The 21,242-nt window shown below is 71.7% G+C and carries 19 protein-coding genes; 9 read left to right on the forward strand and 10 right to left on the reverse strand.

Translation table 11 applies throughout. The annotated features are described in order from the left end of the window. The first annotated feature begins 130 nt into the window (after positions 1–130). Positions 131–1,663 carry a ricin-type beta-trefoil lectin domain protein gene (locus ACWCP6_RS05585; protein ID WP_450931024.1) on the forward strand — a complete coding sequence of 511 codons (1,533 nt, stop codon included), beginning with the start codon at positions 131–133 and terminating at the stop codon, positions 1,661–1,663. A gap of 119 nt (positions 1,664–1,782) precedes the next feature. On the opposite strand, the gene ACWCP6_RS05590 is transcribed toward ACWCP6_RS05585, so the two are convergent. Then, positions 1,783–3,498 (reverse strand): fumarate hydratase, encoded by a 1,716-nt coding sequence (locus tag ACWCP6_RS05590; RefSeq protein ID WP_450931025.1) that lies wholly within the window; start codon positions 3,496–3,498, stop codon positions 1,783–1,785. A gap of 189 nt (positions 3,499–3,687) precedes the next feature. Between ACWCP6_RS05590 and ACWCP6_RS05595 the strand changes: the two genes are divergently transcribed. Together ACWCP6_RS05595 and ACWCP6_RS05600 are read left to right on the forward strand one after the other, a co-directional pair. Then, the gene (locus tag ACWCP6_RS05595) at positions 3,688–4,410 is read left to right on the forward strand and encodes a DUF1707 SHOCT-like domain-containing protein (RefSeq protein ID WP_450931026.1); all 723 of its coding nucleotides are present in this window, start codon (positions 3,688–3,690) and stop codon (positions 4,408–4,410) included. Positions 4,411–4,583: 173 nt separating this feature from the next. Then, on the forward strand, positions 4,584–4,961 hold the full coding sequence (locus ACWCP6_RS05600) for a WhiB family transcriptional regulator (RefSeq protein WP_450931027.1): 378 nt from the start codon (positions 4,584–4,586) through the stop codon (positions 4,959–4,961). Between the two features lie 127 nt (positions 4,962–5,088). Here ACWCP6_RS05600 and glpX read toward each other — a convergent pair whose 3' ends face one another. Further along, a complete protein-coding gene (gene glpX / locus ACWCP6_RS05605; protein ID WP_450931028.1) occupies positions 5,089–6,120 on the reverse strand; it encodes a class II fructose-bisphosphatase in 1,032 nt (343 codons plus the stop codon). Positions 6,121–6,348: 228 nt separating this feature from the next. Here glpX and ACWCP6_RS05610 point away from each other — a divergent pair, with 228 nt between their 5' ends. Then, entirely contained in the window at positions 6,349–6,870 is a 522-nt protein-coding gene (locus ACWCP6_RS05610) for a DUF4245 domain-containing protein (RefSeq protein ID WP_450931029.1), read from the forward strand. A gap of 304 nt (positions 6,871–7,174) precedes the next feature. Further along, entirely contained in the window at positions 7,175–7,765 is a 591-nt protein-coding gene (locus ACWCP6_RS05615) for a malonic semialdehyde reductase (RefSeq protein WP_450931030.1), read from the forward strand. Positions 7,766–7,918: 153 nt separating this feature from the next. On the opposite strand, the gene ACWCP6_RS05620 is transcribed toward ACWCP6_RS05615, so the two are convergent. From ACWCP6_RS05620 to ACWCP6_RS05630, 3 genes are read right to left on the reverse strand one after another with little or no spacing between them, the layout of a single operon-like run. Beyond that, on the reverse strand, positions 7,919–8,161 hold the full coding sequence (locus ACWCP6_RS05620) for an exodeoxyribonuclease VII small subunit (protein WP_450931031.1): 243 nt from the start codon (positions 8,159–8,161) through the stop codon (positions 7,919–7,921). Continuing rightward, a complete protein-coding gene (gene xseA / locus ACWCP6_RS05625) occupies positions 8,158–9,369 on the reverse strand; it encodes an exodeoxyribonuclease VII large subunit (protein WP_450931032.1) in 1,212 nt (403 codons plus the stop codon). Before xseA ends, ACWCP6_RS05620 begins: the two co-directional genes overlap by 4 nt. 10 nt (positions 9,370–9,379) lie before the next feature. Then, entirely contained in the window at positions 9,380–10,747 is a 1,368-nt protein-coding gene (locus tag ACWCP6_RS05630) for an APC family permease (protein ID WP_450931033.1), read from the reverse strand. Positions 10,748–10,821: 74 nt separating this feature from the next. Between ACWCP6_RS05630 and ACWCP6_RS05635 the strand changes: the two genes are divergently transcribed. Both ACWCP6_RS05635 and ppgK read left to right on the forward strand, forming a co-directional pair. Next, positions 10,822–11,826 (forward strand): 4-hydroxy-3-methylbut-2-enyl diphosphate reductase, encoded by a 1,005-nt coding sequence (locus ACWCP6_RS05635; protein ID WP_450931034.1) that lies wholly within the window; start codon positions 10,822–10,824, stop codon positions 11,824–11,826. A 53-nt stretch (positions 11,827–11,879) separates the two neighbouring features. Then, a complete protein-coding gene (gene ppgK / locus ACWCP6_RS05640; RefSeq protein ID WP_450931035.1) occupies positions 11,880–12,626 on the forward strand; it encodes a polyphosphate--glucose phosphotransferase in 747 nt (248 codons plus the stop codon). A 178-nt stretch (positions 12,627–12,804) separates the two neighbouring features. Here the strand turns inward: ppgK and ACWCP6_RS05645 are convergent, their stop codons facing one another. Beyond that, positions 12,805–13,488: a DUF6542 domain-containing protein gene (locus ACWCP6_RS05645; RefSeq protein WP_450931036.1), complete on the reverse strand. Its 684-nt coding sequence runs from the start codon at positions 13,486–13,488 to the stop codon at positions 12,805–12,807. 207 nt (positions 13,489–13,695) lie between these two features. On the opposite strand from ACWCP6_RS05645, the gene ychF reads away from it, so the two are divergent. Continuing rightward, the gene (gene ychF, locus ACWCP6_RS05650; RefSeq protein ID WP_450931037.1) at positions 13,696–14,784 is read left to right on the forward strand and encodes a redox-regulated ATPase YchF; all 1,089 of its coding nucleotides are present in this window, start codon (positions 13,696–13,698) and stop codon (positions 14,782–14,784) included. A 110-nt stretch (positions 14,785–14,894) separates the two neighbouring features. Here ychF and ACWCP6_RS05655 read toward each other — a convergent pair whose 3' ends face one another. The 3 genes from ACWCP6_RS05655 to ACWCP6_RS05665 form a co-directional block, all read right to left on the reverse strand. Next, positions 14,895–15,476: a Uma2 family endonuclease gene (locus ACWCP6_RS05655; protein ID WP_450931038.1), complete on the reverse strand. Its 582-nt coding sequence runs from the start codon at positions 15,474–15,476 to the stop codon at positions 14,895–14,897. Positions 15,477–15,633: 157 nt separating this feature from the next. Then, positions 15,634–16,803: a MalY/PatB family protein gene (locus ACWCP6_RS05660; protein ID WP_450931039.1), complete on the reverse strand. Its 1,170-nt coding sequence runs from the start codon at positions 16,801–16,803 to the stop codon at positions 15,634–15,636. Positions 16,804–16,899: 96 nt separating this feature from the next. Continuing rightward, positions 16,900–17,928: an SMP-30/gluconolactonase/LRE family protein gene (locus ACWCP6_RS05665; RefSeq protein ID WP_450931040.1), complete on the reverse strand. Its 1,029-nt coding sequence runs from the start codon at positions 17,926–17,928 to the stop codon at positions 16,900–16,902. Positions 17,929–18,073: 145 nt separating this feature from the next. Between ACWCP6_RS05665 and ACWCP6_RS05670 the strand changes: the two genes are divergently transcribed. Further along, positions 18,074–18,517, forward strand: coding sequence for a MarR family winged helix-turn-helix transcriptional regulator (locus tag ACWCP6_RS05670; RefSeq protein WP_450931041.1), 444 nt, complete (start codon positions 18,074–18,076; stop codon positions 18,515–18,517). A gap of 38 nt (positions 18,518–18,555) precedes the next feature. Here the strand turns inward: ACWCP6_RS05670 and ACWCP6_RS05675 are convergent, their stop codons facing one another. Further along, entirely contained in the window at positions 18,556–21,201 is a 2,646-nt protein-coding gene (locus tag ACWCP6_RS05675; protein WP_450931042.1) for a glycosyl hydrolase family 65 protein, read from the reverse strand. Between the last annotated feature and the right edge of the window lie 41 nt (positions 21,202–21,242).

Raw genomic sequence — 21,242 nt, forward strand, 5'->3', positions numbered from 1 at the left:
CAGGGCCTGGCTGTGGCGGCTCCTGAGGCAAAGCCTCCTGAAAAGTTGAGCCGTTGTCTTGTTCTGTGTATTCCCAAGTCGCCTACCCGCCAGTAAATACCGCAGGTAACACTCCAATCGGGGAGGCGCAATGAGTCACACCAGACCCAGGCTCCGCAGATCCGGAGTCCGTTGTTCCGTCGCCGCCGTCGTGGCGGCGACCGCCGCCGTCCTCGGCGGACTCACCGTCCCGGTGGCGGCTGCCGCGCCCAAGGCGGCAGCCGTCACCCCGCTCCCGCCCGACCTGGAGAAAATCCGCGCGGCGGAGGCCACGCAGCTCTACGGGGACCCCGCCGAACGTCCCCTCGCCGACCGCAGGACCTCTCTCATCTCGCTCGGGGACAGCGAGATCTCGGGCGAGGGCGTCGGCACCTACGAACCCGGTACCAATGGTCCCGACAACTGGTGCCACCGCTCGCCGGACTCCGCCATCCACCGCACGGGCATCCCCGCCGACGAGACGTACAACGTCGCCTGCTCCGGCGCCTACACCGGCAACATCCGGATCGGCGGCACCAAGCAGTACGCCGACGAACTGGTGCAGAGCGACAGCCTCGCCATCAAGGCGCGCAACACCCGGATCAAGATGGTCCTGCTCGTCGCGGGCGCCAACGACGACCTGCAGTTCGGGCCCGTCATGACCGACTGCGTCACCCGCTGGTTCACCCTCCAGGGCGCCTGCGAGTCCAAGTACCAGCCCGGCTGGCAGGCCCGGGTCGACGGGCTCGTGCCCAAGGTGGAGGCCACCGTCGCCGACTTGAAGACCGTGATGCGGCAGGCGGGCTACGCCGACGACGACTACAAGCTTGTCGTCATGGGCTACCCGAGCCCCATCGGACCTGACATCTACGACAACCCGAACTATCCGGGCAAGATACCGGGGGGCTGCACCGGCTACGACTCCGACGCGGCCTGGGGGCGCAACACCGCCGTGCCCGCCTTCGAACGCGGGATGCGCAAGGCGGCCGAGGAGAGCGGCGCGGTCTTCCTGGACGACTCACGGCTCTTCCACGGCCACGAGGTCTGCATGGAGGACGCCTGGGCCCGCGGCCTGTGGGTGGACCTGTCCAACCCGTTCCCGCCGGACTCCAATTCGGTACGCCAGTCGTTCCACCCCGACTACCGGGGGCACGGCGCGTTCGCGTCCTGCCTGACCCAGATCTACAACTCCGACTACCGCGAGGCCGGTTGCGCCGACCCGGCGAGCACCGGTACCCCGAAGCTGTATCCGGGCGCCTGGGACGACATGTACCGGCCGCTCAAGGACGAGGCCACCGGCACCTGCATGGACGCCTCCGGCGGCAGCAGCCGCAACAACACGGCCGTCATCGGCTGGGACTGCTCCGGGAACCGCAACCAGACCTGGTGGTACGACGGTGACCGCAAGTCGCTGCACACCGGGCTGACCCAGGACCGCTGCGTGGACGTCCCGGGCGGCACCTACCGGGCGGGCGCGGCGGTCATCCTGTGGAACTGCCACGGCGGGGCCAACCAGCAGTTCGTGCGCGAGTCCGGGACCATCCGCCCGGCCGCCGCGACGGGGCTGTGCCTGACACTGGCGTCGTCGAAGGACCCGGTGAAGCTCCAGACGTGCAACGGCTCGGCGAACCAGCGGTTCGCCTAGGCGCGCAACCGGCGCGGCACGGCGGCGTACCGGGCGATGCACCGGGCGGACGTACGTGCACCGCCGCAGCTGCGGGAAGGCCGCCCCCGGTACGGGGGCGGCCTTCCTTCGCGCGGGTGTTACGCCAGGCCGGGGCCGCGCACCGGGATGGACGTGAACGTAGGGGCCGGGGCGGGGTCCTTGAAGAAGTCGTTGCCCTTGTCGTCGACGACGATGAAGGCCGGGAAGTCCTCGACCTCGATCCGCCAGACGGCCTCCATGCCGAGCTCCTCGTACTCGACGACCTCGACCTTCTTGATGCAGTCCTGGGCGAGGCGTGCGGCCGGGCCGCCGATCGAGCCGAGGTAGAAGCCGCCGTGGCTGCCGCACGCGTCGGTCACCTGCTGCGAGCGGTTGCCCTTGGCGAGCATCACCTTGGAGCCGCCCGCCGCCTGGAACTGCTCGACATAGGAGTCCATACGGCCCGCGGTCGTCGGACCGAAGGAGCCGGAGGCATAGCCCTCGGGGGTCTTCGCCGGACCCGCGTAGTAGACCGGGTGGTCCTTCAGGTACTGCGGCATCTCCTCGCCCGCGTCCAGGCGTTCCTTGATCTTGGCGTGCGCGATGTCCCGGGCGACGACGAGCGGGCCGGTGAGCGAAAGCCGGGTCTTCACCGGGTACTTGGTGAGCTCGGCGAGGATGTCGTCCATCGGCTGGTTGAGGTCGATCCGGACGCTCTGCCTGTCGGCGTCCTCGCCGCGGGCGCTCGACTCGTCGAGGTGCTCGTCCGTGGTGTCCGGCAGGAAGCGGGCCGGGTCGGTCTCCAGCTGCTCCAGGAACACGCCCTCGGCGGTGATCTTCGCGACGGCCTGGCGGTCGGCCGAGCAGGACACGGCGATGGCGACCGGGCAGGACGCGCCGTGCCGCGGGAGGCGGACCACGCGCACGTCGTGGCAGAAGTACTTGCCGCCGAACTGCGCGCCGATGCCGATCTTCTGTGTCAGCTCGAAGACCTTCTCCTCCAGCTCCGTGTCGCGGAAGCCCTGGCCGAGCTCGGAGCCCTCGGTGGGGAGTTCGTCGAGGTAGTGCGCGGAGGCGTACTTGGCGGTCTTCAGGGCGTACTCGGCCGAGGTGCCGCCGACGACGATCGCCAGGTGGTACGGCGGGCAGGCGGCCGTGCCGAGCGAGCGGATCTTCTCCTCCAGGAACTTCATCATGGAGGCCTCGTTCAGGACCGCCTTCGTCTCCTGGTAGAGGAAGCTCTTGTTGGCCGAGCCGCCGCCCTTGGCCATGAAGAGGAACTTGTAGGCGCCGCCGTCGGTCGCGTACAGCTCGATCTGGGCCGGCAGGTTCGAGCCGGTGTTCTTCTCCTCCCACATGGTGAGCGGAGCCATCTGCGAGTAGCGCAGGTTCAGCCTGGTGTACGCGTCGTGGATGCCGTGCGAGAGCGCCTTCTCGTCCTCGCCCGCGGTGAGGACGTTCTGGCCGCGCTTGCCCATGACGATCGCCGTGCCGGTGTCCTGGCACATGGGGAGCACGCCGGCGGCCGCGATGTTCGCGTTCTTCAGGAGGTCGAGCGCGACGAACTTGTCGTTGCCCGACGCCTCCGGGTCGTCGATGATCCGGCGCAGCTGCGCGAGGTGGGCCGGGCGCAGGTAGTGCTGGATGTCGTGGATGGCCTCTTCGGCGAGCTTGCGCAGCGCCTCCGGCTCGACCTTGAGGAAGGTCCGTCCGTCGGCCTCGAAGGTGGAGACACCCTCGGAGGTCACCAGCCGGTAGGGGGTGGTGTCCTCTCCCGTCGGCAGGAGATCGGTGTACGCGAACTCGGGGCGGGCCGGGCGGGAACTAGCAGACATTTCGCCGATTTCCTCACATGACAGACAGCGCGGCTGCCTCCGTTGGCAGCGCTCACCAGCGTAGAACCTGCCGGGCCGGGCGGGTCTGTGAGGTAAGGCTCAGTTCGCACCTTCGTTTGTACGCCCCGGCGCAAGCCGCCACCCGATGCGGGGTAGTCGCGATCTATCGCGTTTGGGTACGCTGCTTGCGTGGACCTTCAGAAGCGCCCCGAGCCCGGGCCCAGGACCTCGCGGACCGCGCAGGCGACGCCGACCGCGGACGCGGAACTGCGTGCCTCCGACGCCGATCGCGACCGTGTCGCCGACATCCTGCGCGAAGCCCTCGCCGAGGGCCGCCTCACGGCGGACGAACACTCCGAGCGGATCGACCGCGTGTATCGCGCCAAGACCGTCGGCGAGCTGGAGCCGCTCGTCCGGGACCTGCCGGTGTCCCGGGAGCACCGTGCGGCCCGCGCGGAGTACGAGCCCGCGCCGTCCCGCCCGACCGCCGGAGCGGTCCCGGCGGCTGCCGACGAGAACCTGGTCGCGGTGTTCAGCAGCAGCACCCGCAGGGGCCGTTGGCGCGTCCCGCGCCGCACCCATGTGTACGCGGTCTTCGGCACCGTCGACATCGACCTCAGCGAGGCCCTGTTCGAGTACCAGCAGGTCATGATCAAGGTGGTCTCGATCTTCGGCAACGTCGACATCCGTGTCCCGGAGAACGTCTCGCTGCGCGGCAGTGGCGGCGGGGTGCTCGGCAACTTCGAGGTCGACACCCTCGACTCCGGGGAGCGCGACGCGCCGGTGGTCTTCGTGGACGGCATCTCGGTCCTCGGCAACATCGAGGCGCGGCCCAAGCGGGGCAAGTGGATCGAGGACCTCAGGGCCCGGGTGGACTCCAAGGTCGAGAAGGCGCTGCGCAAGCATCTCTGAGCCGTCGGCCTGCGGGGACGAGGGGCGCGGCCGGGACCCGTTCTCTCCCGTCCCACTGGTCCACACCTGACCGAGAACTTCCGTACATCGGAACTCAGTGCATAGGCGTGCGTACAGCGGGTAGGGCTTGCTGCATCGTCTCTCGCTCGCGAAGCCGTCGTCAGGAGTAGACCGTGCTGCAACCGCCGCATCAGTCCCTGCAGGTCGCCGCCGTTCCGTCGCAGCGTGTGCCTGCGACGGAACGGGATCAGGACGCTCCGTGGCACACGGAGGCGGTGTGCCGGAGGGACGAGGCCGGGCTCTTCTTCGCCCCCTCCAAGGAGCCCACCGCGGCGCGGCTCTCCCGCGAAGAGGCCGCCAAGCGGGTCTGTGCCCGGTGCCCCGTGATGGTCGAGTGCCGTGAGCACGCGCTGCTCCAGCCCGAGCCGTACGGCGTCTGGGGCGGCCTCACCGCCGCCGAGCGCCGCGTGGTGCTCGCCCGGCGCCGCCGGCGCGAGGTCGAGCTGAAGAAGGCGGCACACGCGGCCGGTCCGATCGCGGCCGCCGGGTAGCCGGCACGGCCGTACCCGATACGGCGCGAGGAGACGGGGCGCCCCCGCCGCAGAGCAGGGCGCCCCCTTCGTACGACCGGCCCGTGGTCCGGGCCGGCCCTTCGCGGCGCGGAACGCCGCTCGGCGGCTACTTGGCCCGGTCGAAGTCGATCGCGCTGTACGCGCGCAGCTTGCTCAGCCGGTGCGTGGAGTCGATACGGCGGACCGTGCCCGACTTGGAGCGCATCACGATCGAGTCGGTCGATGCGGTCTCGGCGCGGTACCGCACCCCGCGCAGCAGCTCGCCGTCGGTGATGCCGGTCGCGACGAAGAAGACGTTGTCGCCGGAGACCAGGTCGTCCGTGGTCAGCACCCGGTCCAGGTCGTGGCCCGCGTCGATGGCGCGCTGGCGCTCCTCCTCGTCCTTCGGCCACAGCTTGCCCTGGATCGTGCCGCCCAGACACTTCACCGCACAGGCGGAGATGATGCCCTCGGGCGTGCCGCCGATGCCCAGCAGCAGGTCGATGCCGGTGCCCTCGCGCAGGGCCAGGATCGACCCGGCGACGTCGCCGTCGGAGATCAGCTTGATCCGGGCGCCCGTCTCGCGGACCTCCCTGATGATGCCCTCGTGGCGCGGCCGGTCGAGGATGACGACCGTGACGTCCTCCGGCGCGGAGTGCTTGGCCTTGGCGACCCGCTTGATGTTCACCGACACGGGAGCGTTGATGTCGACGAAGTCGGCGGCCTCCGGGCCGGTCACCAGCTTGTCCATGTAGAAGACCGCGGACGGGTCGAACATGGTGCCGCGGTCGGCGGCGGCGAGCACGGCGATCGCGTTCGGCATGCCCTTGGCGGTGAGCGTGGTCCCGTCGATCGGGTCGACGGCGATGTCGCACTCGGCACCGGTCCCGTCCCCGACGCGCTCACCGTTGAAGAGCATCGGGGCTTCGTCCTTCTCGCCCTCACCGATGACGACGACGCCGTTCATCGACACGGTGGAGACCAGGGCCCGCATGGCCCGGACGGCGGCGCCGTCGGCGCCGTTCTTGTCGCCGCGGCCGACCCAGCGGCCCGCTGCCATGGCCGCGGCCTCGGTGACCCGGACCAGTTCCAGGGCGAGGTTGCGGTCGGGGGCCTCGGGCGAGACTTCGAGTTCGGACGGCAGATGATGCTCGGTCATCGGAGCGCACCTTTCTGATACGACGACGGCCGGATGAGGGTATGGCCACGACTCTATCCGCAGGCCGACAAAATGAGCAGAGCGCCCCACGTCTGAGCGGGCCCGGACACTCCAGGCGAGGGGCGGCGCTCCTGGTCCTGAGCCATTTCATCGGCTTCGGGCGGTTCAGGTGCTTTTCGGGCGGGGGCGGTGACGGGCGCCCGGCCGCGGCCTGCGACCATGGGGGGCGTGGCAGGTAGGAATGGCAAGCAAACCGTGCGGGGTCTGCTGCAGTCGATGGCTGTGGTCGGTCTCTTCGCCGGTGTGGTCTATTACTTCGGCATCCCGCACGACGACACCCCGGCGCCGGTCCGGCGGGTCGACTTCGGCGTCGAACTCCAGTCGGCCCGGCGCGCCGCGCCGTACCCCGTCGCGGCGCCCGAAGGCCTGCCCGGGGCCTGGAAGGCCACGTCGGTGCGGTTCCAGGGCGACGCGCACTACGCCTGGCACCTGGGCTTCCTCGACCCCGACGAGCAGTACGTCGCCGTCGAGCAGTCGACCGACAAGCCGGCCCGCTTCATCGACGAAGCCAGCCACGGCGCCAAGGCGACCAAGGCCACGCAGGAGATCGACGGCCGGACCTGGCGGCGCTACGAGGGCCCCAAGTACGACGCGCTCGTCCTGGAGGAGAAGGGCTCGACGACCCTGGTCACCGGCACGGCGTCGTTCGGCGGTCTGACGAAGATGGCGGAGTCGCTGAAGGCGTCGTAGCCGCCCCGGGGCCGTCCGCGGCCGAGCGCCTGCGCGGGGCGCCGGGGCGCACCATGCGCCCGCGTCCGCCGGGCGCGTATGTGCCCGTATCTGCGCCACGCGCCCGCGTCCGCCGGGCGCGTACATGCCCGTATCCGCACACGGGCGCACCACCCGCAACCCGCTCAACACCCCACCCGGCCTGACAGGACGTCTCGCTGTGAAGCCGATCACGACACCCCTCGGTTTGTTGAATGTTCAACGTAACCGGCGTACGGTCGTGCCCGAAGGTCGATACACAGCCACGAATCAAGAAGGTTCTTCCATGTCTCTCGTTCTTGACCCCGCCGCCCAGGACCTGCTCTTCCGCGAGGCCCGTACCGCGAACACCTTCACCGACGAGCCGGTGTCCGAGGAGCAGGTGCAGGCGATCTACGACCTGGTCAAGTACGGCCCGACCGCCTTCAACCAGTCGCCGCTGCGCATCACCCTGGTCCGCTCCGCCGAGGCCCGCGAGCGTCTTGTGCAGCACATGGCCGAGGGCAACCGGCCGAAGACCGCCACTGCCCCGCTCGTCGCGATCCTCTCCGCGGACAACGAGTTCCACGAGGAGCTGCCGGAGCTGCTCCCGCACTTCCCGCAGGCCAAGGACCTCTTCTTCTCCCAGCGCCCGGCGCGCGAGCAGGCGGCCGCGCTGAACGCCGCCCTCCAGGCCGCGTACTTCATCATCGGCGTGCGCGCCGCCGGTCTGGCCGCCGGCCCGATGACCGGCTTCGACTTCGCCGGAGTCCAGAAGGAGTTCCTGGACGACGACCACACGCCGCTGATGATCGTGAACATCGGCAAGCCGGGTGAGGACGCCTGGTTCCCGCGTTCCCCGCGCCTGACCTCCGAGCGGGTCATCACCACCGTCTGATCCCCGCAGACGAGGAGGAGGGCCCCGGCAGTGGCTGCCGGGGCCCTCCTCCTCGCGTTCGCCGCAGCGGCAGCTCGCACCCGCTCGCAGGCCACGCCGCGGCCCCGTCCGTGCGGGTGGCCCCGCGCGGCCGGCCGTCAGGGAAGAGCCGGGCTACTCGGCCGCGGCGTCCCCTTCGGCGGCCTCCTCCTCGGCCAGCGCCGCGTCCAGCCGCTCCCGGGCGCCGTCCAGCCACCTGCGGCACACCTTGGCCAGCTCCTCGCCCCGCTCCCACAGGGCGAGCGACTCCTCCAGCGAGGTGCCGCCGGCCTCGAGGCGCCGGACCACCTCGATCAACTCGTCCCGAGCCTGCTCGTACCCGAGTCCCGCCTCGTCCGCTGCCGCACCGCTGGTCATGCACCCACCCTACGTACCGTGAATTCGCCATCGGCGACCCGAGCCCGCAGCTCCTCGTCCGCCGCCACCTCGTCCGCCGCGCGGACCACGTGCCCGTCGGCCTTCTGCAGCACCGCGTACCCCCGCTGGAGCGTCGCCGCCGGAGACAGCGCCACCACCCGCGCGTGGGTGTGCGTGAGCTCCGACCCGGCCCGGTCCAGCAGATGCCCCAGACATCGCCGGCTCCGCCCGAGGAGCCCGTCGATCTGCTCCTCGCGCTCCTCGACCATCCGGTGCGGATCCTCGACCACGGGCCGGGCGAGCGCATGCGCGAGCCCCCGCTCCTCGCGCTCCAGGAACGCCCCGATGCTGCGCCGCGCACGGTCCCGCAGCCACCGCACGCGCTCGTACTCCTCGCCCACGTCCGGGACGACCTTCTTCGCCGCGTCGGTCGGGGTGGAGGCACGCAGATCGGCGACGTAGTCCAGCAGCGGTGTGTCCGGCTCGTGCCCGATCGCCGAGACGACCGGCGTACGGCAGGCGGCGACCGCCCGTACCAGCTGTTCGTCCGAGAACGGCAGCAGATCCTCCACGCTGCCGCCGCCGCGCGCCACGATGATCACGTCGACCTCGTCCAGCGCGTCCAGCTCCTTGACCGCCTGCACGACCTGCGGCACCGCATGGACACCCTGCACGGGCACGTTGCGCACCTCGAAGCGGACGGCGGGCCAGCGGTGCCGCGCATTCTCCAGCACGTCCCGCTCGGCCGCCGACGCGCGGCCGCAGACCAGGCCGACGAGCTGCGGCAGGAACGGCAGCGGGCGCTTGCGCCCGGGCGCGAACAGCCCCTCCGCCGTGAGCGCCTTCTTCAGCTGCTCCAGCCGCGCCAGCAGCTCGCCGACGCCGACCGGCCGTATCTCGGCGGCCCGCAGCGACAGCTGCCCGCGCGGTGCGTACCACTCGGGCTTCGCGAGCACCACGACCCGGGCGCCCTCGCTGACGACGTCGGCGACCGCGTCGAACACCTGCCGGTAGCACGTCACGCTCACCGAGATGTCGTACGACGGATCGCGCAGCGTCAGGAACACGACGCCGGCGCCCGGGCGCCGCGACAGCTGCGTGATCTGCCCCTCGACCCACACCGCGCCGAGCCGGTCGATCCATCCCCCGATGAGCCGCGACACCTCGCCCACGGGGAGCGGGGCGTCGGCGGACGTGTTCAGAGCCATGCGCCCGAGACTAGCGAGCGCCACCGACACCGCGGACCCGCAGCACCGCCCGCACCCCCAGTCCCACCGCCAGCCAGACCGCCCCGGCCACCTGCGCCACGCGCGACGCCCCGACGATCACGGCGAGCACGACCGCGGCCCCGGCGACGGGCACCAGCACGTGCCGCCACCAGCTGACCGGGCCACCCCGACGGCGCACCACGAACCAGCCCACCACGCTGGCGTGCAGCAGCGCGAAGGCCGTCAGCGCCCCGATGTCGACCAAGGAGACGAGCCGGTCCAGACCGTCGTCGTGCCGCGCCGCCCACACCGCGGCCACCAGCGTCACCGCCGCCGCGCACAGCAGCGCCGACCGCGGCACCCCGGAGGGCGTCCTCGACAGCGCACGCGGCAGCAGGCGCTCCCGCGCCATCGCGAACAGCAGCCGCCCCGCGGCCGCCTGCCCGGCCAGCGCGGCGAACGCCGCCCCGACCGCCTTGCCGACCGCCACCAGATCGTGCAGCCAGGTCCCCACGGACGCGTCCACGGCGTCGTAGAACGCCGGCCCCTCGAGCTCCGGATCCGCCGCCAGCCGCGCCGAAGGGAACGGCTCCAGCAGGGCCACCAGATAGGTCTGCGCCACGAAGAGCGCACCCGCGAGCGCGAGGCAGCACAGCACCGCCCTGGCCACCTTCTCCGGCCCCCCGGCGACCTCCTCGGCGAACGACGCGATCGCGTCGAAGCCCAGGTACGACAGCACCGCGACCGACACCGCCCCGACGACCGCGGTCAGCGCGAACGGTCCCTGCGAGCCGTCGCCCGTCAACGGCGACAGCCACCCCCGCTCGGTACCGTGCCGCGCGACCACGGTGAGCGCGGACACCAGGAAGACCAGCAGGACGGCGATCTCCATCGTCAGCACCGCGAACCCGATCCGTGCCGCCGCCCGTACCCCCCACAGGTTCAGCAGGGTCGTGACCACCGCCGCGAGCGCCGTCCACACCCACCGGGACACCGACGGCACCAGGGCGTTCATCGCGATCCCCGAGAACAGGTACGCCACCGCCGGGACGAGGAGATAGTCGAGCATCGCCATCCATCCCGCGACGAACCCGGCACCCTCGCCGAGCCCCGCGCGCGCGTAGGCGAACACCGAACCCGCCCGGGGGACGACCCTCACCATCTGCGCGTAGCTGAAAGCGGTGAACGACATGGCGGCCGTGGCGATCACATAGACCAGCGCCACCGCGCCGTGCGCGCGGGCGTCCAGCGTCCCGTAGATCCCGACCGGGGCCATGGGGGCGATGAACAGCAGCCCGTAGACCACCAGGTCGCGGAGACCCAGGCTGCGCCGGAGCGTCTCGTCCCCGGCACCTGCGGCATCCGTGCCAGTCGCCACGTCGGCCCCTCCCTGGAGCGGATCTCCAGTCTCCCCACGGAGGCGATCTCCGGCCCCTCGGACGCGGCCTTACGATGGTCCACATGACTGCTTCGACGCCCGCCCGCCGCGTCCTGCTCGCCGCCCCCCGTGGCTACTGCGCGGGTGTGGACCGCGCCGTGATCGCCGTAGAGAAGGCCCTCGAGCAGTACGGCGCGCCCATCTACGTACGCCACGAGATCGTTCACAACAAGTACGTTGTGCAGACCCTGGAGAGGAAGGGTGCGATCTTCGTCGAGCAGACGGAGGAGGTGCCCGAGGGCTCCATCGTGATGTTCTCGGCGCACGGCGTCGCGCCCGTCGTCCACGAAGAGGCCGCCGCAGGCAGGCTCGCCACCATCGACGCCACCTGCCCCCTCGTCACCAAGGTGCACAAGGAGGCCGTCCGGTACGCCAACGAGGACTTCGACATCCTCCTGATCGGGCACGAGGGCCACGAAGAGGTCATCGGCACGTCGGGCGAGGCGCCCGAGCACATCCAGCTGGTCGACGGCCCCGGCGACGTCGCCAAGGTCGAGGTCCGCGACCCCTCCAGGGTCGTCTGGCTCTCCCAGACCACGCTGTCCGTCGACGAGACCATGGAGACCGTCGACGCCCTCAAGGAGAAGTTCCCGCAGCTCGTCTCGCCGCCGAGCGACGACATCTGCTACGCCACGCAGAACCGTCAGCTCGCCGTGAAGCAGATGGGCGCCGAGGCGGACCTCGTCATCGTGGTCGGCTCGCGCAACTCGTCCAACTCCAAGCGTCTCGTCGAGGTCGCCAAGCTCGCCGGCGCCCAGGACGCCCATCTGGTCGACTTCGCGGAGGAGATCGACGAGGCCTGGCTCGACGGTGTCGACACGGTCGGCGTCACCTCCGGCGCGTCCGTCCCCGAGGTGCTCGTCGAGGGCGTCCTGGAGTGGCTCGCCGCCCGAGGCTTCGAGGACGTCGAGATCGTCAAGGCGGCCGAGGAGTCCATCACCTTCTCGCTGCCGAAGGAGCTGCGCCGCGACCTGCGCGCGGAGGCGGCGGCCCTGGTGGGCGAACAGCCCGAGGAGTAGGCGTCGGTCCCCGCCGGGGAGTGACGGACAGTTCTCCGTCGTAACGTGGAGCCATGCAGATCTTCGGCGTGGACATCGGCGGAACCGGTATCAAGGGAGCTCCGGTCGACCTGGAGCGCGGTGACCTGGCGGAAGAGCGTTTCAAGGTGCTGACCCCGCACCCGGCCACGCCCGACGGCGTGGCCGACGGCGTCAAGGAGGTCATCGAGCACTTCGGCTGGCGGGGAGCCGTCGGCATCACCTTCCCGGGCGTGGTGACCGGGGGCTCCACCATCCGGACGGCGGCGAACGTCGACAAGAGCTGGGTCGGCACGGACGCCCGCGCCCTGGTGGGCGAGCGCCTCGACGGCCTTCCGGTGACCGTGCTCAACGACGCGGACGCGGCCGGCATCGCCGAGATGCACTTCGGTGCGGGCCGCGGTCGCAAGGGCACCGTCATCACGCTCACCTTCGGCACCGGCATCGGCAGCGCCCTCTTCGTCGACGGCGTCCTGGTGCCCAACACCGAGCTGGGCCATCTGGAGCTGCATGGCCACGAGGCCGAGAAGCGGGCCTCCACCAAGGCCAAGGAGGACCACGACCTCAGCTGGGAGAAATGGGCCCAGCGGGTGCAGAAGTACCTCGCCCACCTGGAGATGCTCTTCTCGCCCGGGCTGTTCATCATCGGCGGCGGCATCAGCCGCAAGGCCGACCGGTTCCTGCCACTGATCGAGGACATCGAGGCCGAGCTGGTCCCGGCGCAGCTGCAGAACAACGCGGGGATCGTGGGCGCGGCGATGCGGGCCCAGGAGATGGCGTAGCCGCCGGGCGCCGCGGCGGCGGCGCCCGGATACATCCCGGCTCGCGAGAGCCCGTCCTCGCCTGCCGGGTCCCGGAGCCCGCGGAGCGGCGCCGGACGCCCCAGCGGTGGCTGGGCGCCTCGGAGCCGGAGTGCGGAGCCCAGCGGCGCCCAGCGACCCGGAGCCGGAGTCCGGAGCCTCAGACGGGGCGGCGGCGGGGCCCCGGCGGCCCCTGCCGCGGCCGCCCGCCCTGCGGGCTCGCCTGCCGCTGCCGGGCCTGCAGCGCCTGCTGCGGATGCAGCTGCGACTGCTGCCGTTGCCGCGGCCTCGGTCCCTGCCCCGCCCGCTGCTGCCGCTTGCGGGCCATGAGCCGGACCTTTCGCACGGTCGTGATCACGCCGGCGACGAGCGTGCCCCCGTACAGCCAGCCCGCGTGCACGGCCAGCGCCGTGAACAGGGCCATGGCCTGAGCCCCGATGCCCCCTTCGCCCTCGGCGAGGGGCAGCAGCCCGACGGCGAACGCGATCGGCACCGCGACCGGCGCCGTCACCAGGTCGGCGGGCCGCACCCAGTGCGCGGTCAAGGCGCTGACCAGCAGGAACAGCACGCCGTACACGGCGATTGCCCCGTCGAGCAGAGCCTGGTCGGCGGCGCCCAGGAGGAACATCAGCGCGGAGCAGAACAGCCCGACGCCGAGCCCTGTCAGGCGCGGGTTCGGCACGGCGCGCACGGCGCGCACGGCGCGTACCGGCCAGGGCACGGGGCGGCGCGGGCCCGCCACGGCCCGGCGGACGGCGACGGACCCGCGAGGGCCGCCCTGCGGCGGCAGGGGCGCGGTCCGTCGCGGTCGGTACTGGGGGGTTCGCGTAGTGTGCTGCTCCACATCACCCAACTTAGGTCGGGTTATGTGCTGAATAGGGCCTGGGACACGCACTTTGGCCGACCTTGCCCAACGGTTCGACCGAGCGTGGGCCACATGCCCCGAAAACGCGGGGTCCGCACGCCGTAGACTGGTGGATCGGCCCGCGCATCAGCTGAAGGACCCGGGCCCCCACTCAGCCCACAGTCCTCACGTACGGGAAGTCGCAACGTGTCGCTCACGATCGGAATCGTCGGTCTGCCCAATGTCGGCAAGTCGACCCTGTTCAACGCCCTGACCAAGAACGACGTGCTGGCGGCCAACTACCCGTTCGCCACGATCGAGCCGAACGTCGGCGTGGTCGGCGTCCCCGACACGCGCCTCGCGAAGCTGGCCGAGATCTTCGGCTCGCAGCGCGTCCTGCCGGCGACGGTCGACTTCGTCGACATCGCGGGCATCGTGCGCGGCGCCAGCGAGGGTGAGGGCCTGGGCAACAAGTTCCTCGCGAACATCCGCGAGTCGGACGCGATCTGCCAGGTCATCCGTGCCTTCAAGGACGAGAACGTCGTGCACGTCGACGGCAAGGTCTCGCCCAAGGACGACATCGAGACGATCAACACCGAGCTGATCCTCGCCGACCTCCAGACGATCGAGAAGGTCCTTCCGCGCCTCCAGAAGGAGTCGCGGATCAAGAAGGACATCGCGCCGAAGGTCAAGGCGGTCGAGGAGGCCAAGGAGATCCTGGAGAAGGGCGACACGCTCTTCGCGCACGGCATCGTCCAGGGCACCGAGCGAAACGAGCTGCTGCACGACCTGCACCTGCTCACCACCAAGCCCTTCCTCTACGTCTTCAACGTCGACGAGGACGAACTGGTCGACGAGGAGTTCAAGAACGAGCAGCGGGCGCTCGTCGCCCCCGCCGAGGCGATCTTCCTCAACGCCAAGCTGGAGGCGGACCTCGCCGAGCTCGACGAGGACGAGGCCCTGGAGCTCCTCCAGTCGGTGGGCCAGGAGGAGCCGGGCCTCGCGACCCTGGCCCGCGTCGGCTTCAACACCCTCGGCCTGCAGACCTACCTCACGGCAGGCCCGAAGGAGTCCCGCGCCTGGACCATCAAGAGGGGCGCCACCGCCCCCGAGGCCGCCGGTGTCATCCACACCGACTTCCAGAAGGGCTTCATCAAGGCCGAGGTCATCTCCTTCGAGGACCTCGTCGCCACCGGCTCCATCATCGAGGCCCGCTCCGCCGGCAAGGCCCGCATGGAGGGCAAGGACTACGTCATGCAGGACGGGGACGTGGTGGAGTTCCGGTTCAACGTGTGAGCGGTTCGTTGCTGTGCGCTGGGTGATCCGTCGAGCGCGCAGGTCGGAAAGGGCCGGGCTCTGGCGAGCCCGGCCCTTTCTGTGCTTCCGCGCTGACTCGGTGCTGACTCTCAGCTGCTCCGTCGAGGGGTGAGCTTGTCGAGATCGAGGCTGACCTCGAAGGGCACCGGGCGATGGAGAGTCCCCCGGAAGATACCGGCGGGAGCGTAGGCGTGGGTGGGTTCGTCAAGCTCGTAGACGTGGACGACGGGAGCCCCGTCCTCGTCCTCGATGCACCAGTAGTGCGGGATTCCGGCCTCCGCGTATTTGCGGAGCTTGACCGTGCGGTCGCGGTGGGCGGATTCGGGGGAGACGACCTCGACGACCAATCGCACTTCGTCCGGGGCGAACCAGGTGCGGTCACCGTCGTAGTCGGCGGTCGTCACCAACAGATCCGGCTCGGGCCGGTTGCGCTGATCGAGCTTGATCGTCATCTCTCGGCCGACTCGGACGTCGGAGGGTGCCTGCTCCATGAGGGCGACGGTGAGCATGGTGACGAGGTGGGCGTGCCACCACCTCTGCGGCGACATCACGAAGACAAGCGCTCCGTCGATGAGCTCGGTGTGGCGAGGCGCCTCGGGGAGGCGGTCCAGGTCCTCCGCGAACCAGCCCTCCGCACGCGGCGGGCGCATCCAGTCGGGCAGTGCGGTCATGGCCCAACCGTAGCGACTCGGCGGGGCCCGGGCCACGAGACGGCCGGCGGTGCAGCGGGCGTCCTGCGGGCCCGTACGCGACGAGCCCGGCGCCAGGACGGCAGAGCCGTCGCGTGCCGGGGTGGAGGCGTCGGGCCGGCGTCGGGGCCGGTGGGGCTTACGCGGGAGCCGCAGGCGGGTGCCCGGCCGCGGCCTCTCCCATCCGGCGCAGGATCTCCCGCAGAATCGTGGGCGACGTACCGAAGTTGAGCCGGACGAAGCCGTCGCCGCCCGGCCCGAAGGCGCGGCCGTCGTTGAGCAGGACCCGGGCCTTGTCCAGGAAGAAGGAGTGCGGGTCGGTGCCGAGGCCGAGCCCCCGGCAGTCCAGCCAGGCGAGGAACGTGGCCTCCGGAACCTGGTACCCGATCCCCTCCGGCAGCTCCTCGCGCACCAGTGCGGCGTTGCGCGCGAGGACCTGCCGCAGCTGTGACAGCCAGGCGTCGCCGTCCCGCCAGGCCGCCAGGGTGGCCGCGACGCCGAAGGTGTTGTGCTCGCCGTGGAGGTGCGGGGGACGCGACAGGGCGTCGCGCACCTCGGCCGCGCCGACGTGCGCGACGGCGCACCGGACCCCGGGGACGTTGAACGCCTTGGTGGCCGAGGTCAGCGTCACCGTGCGCGAGGCCACCTCGGGGGAGAGCGAGGCGAACGGCGTGTGCCGGTGCGGCGCGTGGACGAGGTCGGCGTGGATCTCGTCGGAGACGACCAGCAGGCGGTGGCGCAGGGCCAGGTCCGCCACCGCCTCGAGCTCCTCGCGGCGCAGTGCTCGCCCCGTCGGGTTGTGCGGGTTGACCAGCAGGAGCACCCGGCAGCCGGCTTCCGCGAGTTCCCGGTCCAGCCGCTCCGCGTCGAAGGCCCAGCTCCCGTTCGCCCGGGCGTACGGCATGGGGTGCAGCCGCCGCTCCATGCTCGCCACCGTCTCCAGGAACGGCGGGTAGGCCGGGGTGTGGAGCGCGATGCCGTCCCCGGGCCGGGTGGCGACGCGCAGCACGGCCTGGAGGCCCTGGTTGATGTCGGTGAACTCCCTGACGTGCGCCGGGTCCAGGATCCAGCCGTAACGTTCCCGCATCCGCTCGGCGAACGCCGGCCGCAAGGGGTTCGTCCCCGACTTCCCGTCCCAGGAGGGGTACCCGAGGTCGTTCTCCACGCAGCGCAGAAGGGCCTCGCGCACGGCCGGGGCCGGCGGGAAGTCCATCTCCGCGATCCACGCCGGGAGCACGTCCGGCTCGGCACGGCTCCACTTCGCTCCCGTGCGCTGGGCCAGGGCACGGACGTCGAGGTCGTCGAACATGACCTGTCTCTCCTCGCGTCGATCCGGTGGTGTCGGGCCGGCAGGCTTCAGGGGCCAATATGTCCACGGCGCCGGGCCCCGACACCCGCGCGAGGGTCAGATGCCGTCCACCGCGGCCACCGTGAACGGCGTCTGCGGCGTCCCCTGCCCCATCGGGCCGCCCTTGTCGAACTGGGACCGCACCACCAGCAGCCGGCCCCGGCTGTGGGTCAGCGTGGTCGGGATCTGCAGGGCGTCGTCGGTGAGCGTGTGCTCCACGCGCGCGGACCTGCCGTCGTCGTAGACGTGCCAGCGGCTGATGGTGTTGGTGGCGTTGTGGGACGCCCACAGGGTGTGGCCGCGCAGTTCGAGGCCGTCGCCGTGCGTGAGGTCGCCGCCGTGCAGTGCCACCCGGCCGGTCGCGCCGGAGCGCAGGTCGATGCGGTACAGCGTGCCCGCGGTCATGTCGACGGTCAGCAGATACCGGCCCGCGCCGTCCGCCGCGATGCCGTTCAGGGTGACGTCGCCGGGCGCGTGCGGGGGGAGGGCGTCGGTCAGGTCGTACGCCGTGGACAGCTGTGCACGCCGGCCGTGCGCCGCGGCATCGGCCAGCTGCTGCGGGGTGACGCGGTAGACCACGGGCCGGTAGCTGTCGGTCAGATAGGCCGTTCCGTCCGGCGCGATCGCCAGGTCGTTCGCGAACGACCTGGCCGTGCCGGGCAGGTCGAACCGTGCGATCAGCGCCCGGTTGCGCAGGTCGTAGACGGCGACGCCGGCCGTCGAGTCGATGACCCACAGGCGCCCGGCGCGGTCGACCTTCAGACCGTTCGCGGTGGTGCGCCCGTCCGTGCCCGCCGGCAGCAGTACCTCGGCGGTGTGGTGGCCGGGTGTCGCCCGGTAGACGGCCCCGGTCGTGTAGGAGCCGACGTAGACGGCGCCGGTGCGGGGATCGGCGGCGATGCCTTCCGGATACACACGGTCGCCCGGGAGGTCGTACGCGGCGGAGATCCGGGTGCGGGCCTCCTGCGAGGTGTCGTCGTGCCGGGGCGCCGGTCCGTCCGCCTGCGCGGTGGCGGCGAACGGGACGATCGCGGTCAGGGCCAGGGTGGCCGCGGCCAGGGTGCGGCGGCGGTTCTTGCGGGACATGGGTCGGTCCTCTCGACGGATCGCCTTCATTCGTATGGATGCGAAGTTATGTTAGAGCTCTAATCATCGTCAAGATGCATATGTAGATTCGTGCGGTAACTATCGAATGGGGTCTTTCCTTCCGTACGGCCATTACGATGCGGGGATGACGTCCATGCCCCCGTCCGAGCGCCTCGGCGCCTCCATCAAGCGCGCCGAACAGGCCTTGAGCGGCGCGAAGCATGCGGCGCTCAAGCCGGCGGGCCTGACCGTCCCGCAGTACGCGGCGCTGCTCCAGCTCTCGGAGAACGCGGGGATCTCGGCCGCCGCACTCGCCAGGGCGTGCGGCGTGACGCCGCCGACCATGAACACGGTCCTGAAGAACCTCCAGGAGCGCGGTCTCATCGAGCGCACCCCGCACGCGTGGCACAAGAACGTCCTGGAGACCCGGCTCACGGACGAGGGCTGCGTCGTCCTGGCGGACGCGGATGTGCGAGCCGTGCGCGTCGAACGGGCGCTGGCCGACCAGTTCACGGAGGAGGAGCGGGCCGCTCTGGTCGCCCTGCTCGGCCGCTGCGCGACACTCCTGGACTCGGTGCGGCCCTCCTGACCGGGGCCGGCGCCGGGGCCCGGGTCAGCCGGTCACGGTCAGCCGGTCACCGTCAGCCCGGTCAGCGTCGGCGCCGCCGATCCCGCGTGGACCGTCACCCGGACCCGACGCGCCGGCTCGGCGCCGAGCGGACGCCACTCGCGCCCGTCCACCGATGTCTCGACGGTGTACGACGCCGGGCTCACTCCCCACCGCGGCAGCACCGCGCCGATGCGCCGGGCCGAGCCAAGGTCGACGGTCAGCGACGCGTCCCGCGCCGTCGGGGACCAGGCGGTCGCCCCGTTGCCGTCGACCGCCGCCGCCGCGTACAGCCCGGGTTCCTCCGAGGTGGCCGTCACCGGGCGGCAGCGCGCCAGGTCGTCGGTGGGCGTCAGGTCCGGACGGCGGGTCTTCAGCACGCCGGGGGAGTCCTCGCCGACCGTGATCCGCCCCTGCGGTGACTCGACGGTGAAGGGCGCGCCCGCCTTCAGCCGTACCGTCGTCTCCGTGGGCCCGACCGTGACGTCGAACGCACGGCCCTGCCAGTGCAGCCCCGTCAGCCGTACCCCGTCGGAGAGTTGGGGCGGCAGCGTCGGGTCGAGGTGCACCGCGTCCTCGCGCAGCCGCAGCCCCGTCAGTCCGTGCGTGAACACCTGGAGGAAGCCGCCCTTGCCGGTGAGGAAGTCCTGCGCGGGTGTGCCTGCGAGCGGGTCGCTGTGGCCCGCCGTGGCACCCCGCGCCTCCGAGAACAGCGCGAACGGCGCACGGAAGAAGGGCCGCGAGGCACGCTGCAGATAGGTGTAGGCGGTGCAGCCCGGCTCCCCGATCGCGGCGGCGTCGATCGCGTGCACGGAGTCCGTCATCGCCGGTCCGTCCGGATCGGTGCGGCGCGTGTAGTAGTCGAGCGTGGCCGCCGCCGCGCCCTCGGGCATGGGCCATTCCAGCGGATACAGGAGCAGCACGGTGTCCGCCTGCTTGATCTGCGAGCCCTGGTACCCGGCGTACTGGAGGAAGACCTTCCGCTCGGGGTCGTACGGGATGCGCAGCCGGTCGGCGATCCGCGTCCACTCGGCGGGGGCGGGCAGGTCCAGGATCCGGGCGGCACGGACCGCGTCGCGCAGGGAGGTCGCGGCGACGGCGTTGGTGTAGACGCCGTCGTCCACGCCGTTGCTGTATTCGTCGGGACCCGCGACGCCCTTGACGGAGTAGCTGCCGTCCGGGTTGGCGGTGACGCGCGATGCCCAGTACTCGGCGAGTCCGCGCAGCAGGGGTGCGCCGTGCGCGCGCAGCCAGGCGCGGTCGCCGGTGGCGAGGTAGTACTGCCAGGCGGCGAGCGCGATGTCGCCCTGGAGGTGGTTCTGCGTGAGGCAGTGCGGAGGGTTCCAGCTCTGGCACTCGGTCCACAGACGGCCCCGGCTCGCACTGGTCCAGGGGTAGAACAGGCCCTCCACCCAGGTCGCGCGCGCGTTCTCGGCAGCGGCTCCGCGCGTGCGGTCGCGATAGTCGAGTACGGGCCGTGCGAGGTCGGGACGGGTGGCGAGAAGCGGCGGGAGCATCCAGGTCTCGGCGTCCCAGAAGACCATCCCCGCGTAGTTGTCGCCGGTCAGCCCGGTGGGTGCGATGCTGTCGCGTCCTCCGCGGCGCAGGGACGACAGCAGCCCGTACTCGGCGCTGCGCAGCCACAGTTGGAGCTCGGCCCTGCCCGGCACCTCGATGTCGGAGGCCCACAGTCCGCGCCATGCCGCCCTGTGCTCGTCGAACAGGGCCGTCCAGCCGCGCGCGGCCGCCCGCCGGGAGGCGTCCCGCGCCGAGCCGCGCGGATCGCGCGAGGTGAGGGCGGTGTCCACGCCGACGAACTTCGCCACGTCGTACGTACGGCCGCTGCGGGCGGCGAACACCGCGGACTGGCCGACCGTCAGCTTCCGCGCCGGGCCGGCCGGACGGGCACGCCCGGGAGCCCGGAGCGTCGACGCGACGGCTCCCGCCGTCCCGGTCCCGTCCGCGCGGAACGCCACGTCCATGGTGTGCGCCCCGGCCGCCCCGCCGCCCGTCTGTGCGATCCGCCGCGCACCGCGCCCGTCCAGCCGGTCCGTGACGGTGACCTCGCCGCTCCAGTGCGGTACGACGCGCAGCCGCACGGCACCGGTGTGGGCGGCCCCGCGTGCCGCCAGCACGTCATAGGCGAGGTCGGTGCGGCGGCCGTCCGCGGTCGTCCAGGTCAGCGACGTACGGACGAAACCGCAGCGCAGGGAGAGGGTCTGCCGGTAGTGCGAGATCCGGCTGCGCGGACCGTACGTCTCGCCGCCCACGGTGACGTCCAGCGCGGTCCACACCGGCAGCGCGGCCAGCGCCTCGCGGCCCGCCGTGTTCGCGGGGCCGCGCCCGTAGAGACCCGACACGAACGCGCCGTCGTAGCGCGGTGTGTAGAGCGGCCAGCCCGACTTCTCGGCGAACGCCGCGTATCCGGCCCCGGCCGGCGGCACCCGCACGCCGAGGTAGCCGTTGCCCACATAGGCGTCGTACGGGTCCGTGCGGCCGGCATCCGTGGACGTGGCCGCCCAGCCGGTCCCGGAGGCACACGTGTCGGCTGCACGGGGGCCCGGGGAGGCCGGGGCGGCGGCCGCCGCGGGCAGCGGCAGTGCGAGAGCGGCAGCGGCCGCGGCGGCCAACGGGACGGCCACGGGGGCCCTGCGCGAAGATCTCACCCCCCCGACGATGGCGGTCACCGTCCCGGTGCCGGGTGCAG

Source organism: Streptomyces sp. NPDC002004, assembly GCF_053593975.1.